Source organism: uncultured Thermosynechococcus sp. (genome assembly GCF_937958135.1).
Taxonomy (GTDB): domain Bacteria; phylum Cyanobacteriota; class Cyanobacteriia; order Thermosynechococcales; family Thermosynechococcaceae; genus Thermosynechococcus.
On sequence record NZ_CALGOG010000105.1, the window covers coordinates 1 to 4378 of the forward strand.

At 53.2% G+C, this 4378-nt stretch carries 3 protein-coding genes; 2 read left to right on the forward strand and 1 reads right to left on the reverse strand.

The genetic code is table 11. The annotated features are described in order from the left end of the window. Nucleotides 1-2267 (reverse strand): EAL domain-containing protein (locus Q0711_RS11535; protein ID WP_299042668.1); only part of this gene is annotated, 2267 nt, incomplete at its 3' end. 249 nt (nucleotides 2268-2516) lie between these two features. Here Q0711_RS11535 and Q0711_RS11540 point away from each other — a divergent pair. Together Q0711_RS11540 and Q0711_RS11545 are read left to right on the forward strand one after the other, a co-directional pair. Then, the gene (locus tag Q0711_RS11540) at nucleotides 2517-3995 is read left to right on the forward strand and encodes a pitrilysin family protein (protein ID WP_299042670.1); all 1479 of its coding nucleotides are present in this window, start codon (nucleotides 2517-2519) and stop codon (nucleotides 3993-3995) included. 68 nt (nucleotides 3996-4063) lie between these two features. Continuing rightward, nucleotides 4064-4378: hypothetical protein (locus Q0711_RS11545; RefSeq protein ID WP_299042673.1), on the forward strand; the 315-nt coding region annotated here is incomplete at its 3' end.

The window sequence follows — 4378 nt, forward strand, 5'->3', positions numbered from 1 at the left end:
ATAAACGTGCGATCAATTTTTAGGGTATCAACGGGGAAACGGTGCAAATAGCTGAGGGAAGAGTAGCCTGTGCCAAAGTCATCCATATACAGGCCAATGCCCATGGCGCGGATTTCCTGTAGGGTAGCGATCGCTACCTCCTTGTTGTCAATCAGGATTCCCTCTGTCACCTCAAGGCGCAATCGTTCGGCGGGAAATTCTGTTTCTGACAAAATGGCTCTTAAATTGGGTAACAGATCTGCTTGCTGGAAATGACGGCCACTGAGGTTGACACTGATGCTGAGAGCACGGCTATGAGGAAAAACCTTTGCCCAGCGTTGCATCTGTCGACACGCCTCCGCCATCACCCACCAACTAATGGGGAGGATCAGACCGGTTTCCTCGGCCACATTCATAAATTCGGCGGGAGAAAGGACACCCCGTTCGGGATGTTGCCAACGCAGCAGGGTTTCAAAGCCAACAATCTTGCGCGTTGACAGATCCACAATGGGTTGATAGTAAACCAGAAATTCCTTGCGCTCTGCCGCCCGTCGCAGATCGGTTTCAATTTGCATCAAGGCGATGCTCTGGGCACGCATTGTCATACTGAACACTTCATAGCGAGACTTGCCCAGGGATTTGGCGCGGTACATGGCCGTATCTGCATCGCGCAGTAAGTCCTCAGCCGTTTTACTGTCCTCACCGGGAAAGGCAATGCCAATACTGGCACTGGTGAAGACCTCACGTCCCGCCAACAGGAAGGGACGGCTCAAGGTTGCTAAAATCCGTTTTGCTACTTCAATGGCTTGAGCGGGATTCCTTAGCTCTTCCAAGAGAATGGCAAATTCATCGCCACCGAGGCGGGCAACCGTGTCCTCCGCGCGGGTACAGGCAGTGAGTCGCCGGGCAATGCCAATGAGGAGCTGATCCCCGGCTAAATGTCCCAAGCTATCGTTGATCACCTTAAAGCGATCCACATCCAAAAAGAGCACCGCAAAGAGGGAGTTGGGACGCCGCACACAGCGGGTAATGGCTTGGGTTAAACGATCCATAAAGAGCACGCGGTTGGGCAAGCCCGTCATGGCATCGTGGAGCGCATCATGCAGAATCTGCTCCTGAATCAGGTGGTACTGTGTAACGTCGGTCATCGAACCGGCCATGCGGTAGGGCTGCCCCTTCTCATCGCGCAGTGCCTTGCCCCGCGATCGCATCCAGCGGTAACTGCCATCGGCGTGCTTAATCCGAAATTCACACTCAAAATGGGGATGGGTACCGAGGAGATGCTCCTTCATACACTGGCGCAACCGCTCTAGATCCTCGGGGTGGACACGCCGCCACCATTCTTCGATGGTGGGTTGCAATGTTCCCGGCGTTTCTCCGATCAGCAGTTCCCAACGGGGCGAGTAGTACATCGAGCGATCGCGAATCTGCCAATCCCAAAGCCCATCATTTGCGCCTTCGGCTGCAAGAGCATAGCGTTCCTCACTAATGCGCAGGGCAAGTTCTGAACGTTTGCGCTCAGTAATATCGGTAATGTAGCAGCGAATTAATTGACTCTCCTGCAGCAGATGGATCGTTACTTCATAGGTGCGATCGCCCACTGTGACTTCCTCAAGAGTTAGCTGCTCTGCTTTTGCCCAACTTCCGCTGTGAAACCAGCCCCTAAACAGAGGATGAGCACAGCCCTGGGTTTCTAAATCGGGAAAGCACTGCAGGGCTGCGGGGTTAAGGTAGGTAATGCGACCGGCGGTCGTGATTTCAAGGATGGGATGGGGACTCAGCTCAGGAAAGGAGGAAAGTCGCAGTAGTTGTTCTTCACTTAGCTGTGCAATGTCGGCAGATGGCTCCCAACTGACGCCAAGTCTTGTGCTGTCCTCCTCTGATAACTCATCAATTTGCACCGCTTGGGCGTAACGGGTGAATGTGGAATCGGAGACATTCGCCACCACATGGTAACGGGCGCGCACTTCTCCCCCAAAGACAATCACGTCACAGTGCTTCAGAATGCAGGACTGGCAACGCTTGCCATTAACCGTAATGCCATTTACACTGGGCTTCCCCTCCAGATTCCCATCCACAAGACGAAAGAGAAAGTTGCCGGTATTGGGATCCACGATCCGCAGTAAAACAGCATGCTGCCGTGAAATCATGGGTGATTTGAGGACAATTGAGTTGCTGGGGTGACGACCAATAGTGTAAGTATTAGCCTCTAAACGGATTGTGCGCCGACCTGCACGATCCTCAATCACCAGAAGATGACGCCACTTTTGGCACGCAGGGGGATTCACGTCAATTGCCTAGTTGAATACGCATCAAATTCTGCTGAATAAACTAAGTCAAATCCGAGAACTCGGTGCTTGACAACAGGGAAACCGCCAACAGAAACCTGACTCCTATTCTAGACTAGGACAGGAGTCTTCCAGCTGTTCTTGCTGCCCGAAAGATTGCCATCGCTCTTTTGCTGCCGGCCTCGGTGAGCTACACTTGCAAGGGATGCTTTTAAGCTTTTCAAGGCAAGACCTAGAATAGCGGGCAACATGGGTATTTTTCACTCTTTTGCTTGGCAATCGCTGCTAGGGATGAGGTCTTGGCGGGGTATTTGGCGATCGCTTGCCTTGGGAATTTTGGTTCTTCTGCTGCTCTTTTTTGTCCTGCCTACTCAGGCCACTCCCATGACCCCCAAACATTACACCGAACTCACTTTTGCGCCCTTACCCGATGTGGCGATGCCAGCCTACGAGCGCTTTCAGCTTAGCAATGGCATGGTGGTCTATCTGTTGGAGGATCATGAGTGGCCGTTGGTGCGCGGTACCTTGCTTTTTCGTGCCGGCAGCCGTTGGGATCCCCCCCATCAGGTCGGTCTGGCGGAAATCAGTGGCGATCTCATTCGTACAGGAGGCACTCAAGTTCACCGTGCTGCCGAGATTGACCAATGGTTAGAGGATCGAGCAGCAGCCATTGAATCGGGTGTCGGCAAAAGTTTAGGACAGATCAACTTCAACAGCTTAAAGGAACACAGTGAAGCAGTTCTGAGCCAACTGGCAGAAATGCTCCAAGCCCCAGCCGTAGAACCAGAGCGCTTTGAACTGGCGATTCGGCGACGACAGGGAATGATTCAACGGCGTAACGATCAGCCCAGTGCTCAGGCAGAACGGGAATTTTACAAGTTAATCTACGGGGCTGACAGTCCCTATGCCCGCACCCAAGAGTTAGAGACTCTTGCCAACATTACTATCGCCGATGTACGGCAGTTTTACCGCACTTACCTTGCCCCCTCGCGCTGTATTTTGGGCTTGGTGGGCGATTTTGACGCCTCGCAAATGGGCGATCGCCTTGAAGCAATTTTTGGCTCATGGCAAGATCCCCCCAATCTCCCTCCCCTGCCCCCTATCCCCCCCGTGACGGTTGACACCTCGCCAACCACCGTGGTGATTGAACGTCCTGATCTTTCCCAAAGCTATATCTACACCGGCCAATTGGGGGGCACGCTCAAGGATGCCGACGTGTTTGCCCTCTATGTTCTCAACGGAATCCTCAACGGCTTTGGCGGGCGCCTCTTTAATGAATTGCGATCGCGCCAAGGGTTGGCCTACAGTGTCTATGCCGCTTGGAGTCCCGAATTTGACTATCCAGGGGTGTTTTATGGCGTCGGCCAAACCCAAACAGAAACCACGGTGAAGTTCCTCAACACCCTACGGCAGGAAATTGAGCGATTGCAACGGGAACCTGTGAGTGCGGCGGAACTCACCTATGCCAAGGATAGCATTCTCAATTCCTTTGTCTTTAATTTTCGCGATCGCCTGCAAATTCTCAATCGTCTTCTGCGCTACGAATACTACGATTTGCCCAAGGATTTTATCTTCCGCTATCAGCAAGCGGTCAAAGCAACAACAGCAGCGGATTTACAACGGGTGGCCCAAACCCGCCTCAAGCCGGAACAGTGGCGTACCCTGATTGTGGGCGATCGCGTCCCCTGCCCTGTAGCTCACTGTCAGTTACAGCGCAGTCGTAGTTAGACTGGCGCTTTTAGCTCACGGGATTCCCCCACTCGCTGAGTATCGGGACAGCCTTTAGAATAGAGGTTATGCGCCGTTGGATTAACCTGCTTGCCCTGCTTCCCAACACGCTCCTCACGATTTTAGTTATCAGCATTGCCTTTCTGCGATTTTATGACCAAACCGACTTCACCCTCCTCGGATACGTTGCCCACCCCCGCACCTGGAGCAACCGACTCACTGTGGCAGCCCTCCTGGTGGCAATGGTTAATCTCGGCGTTGAGTGGAACCGTCGAAATCGAGAAACAGATCGCTTGGCACGAGCAGAGGCTCAAAGAATTGCAGAAGCAGAACGAGCGACTCGCCGAGCTAGAATCGAAGCTGAACGCGATCTTGCACTCCTC

Coding starts and splice junctions, on each gene's coding strand:
- Q0711_RS11540 (WP_299042670.1), top strand. CDS start 2,517: ATGGGTATTTTTCACTCTTTTGCTTGGCAATCGCTGCTAGGGATGAGG.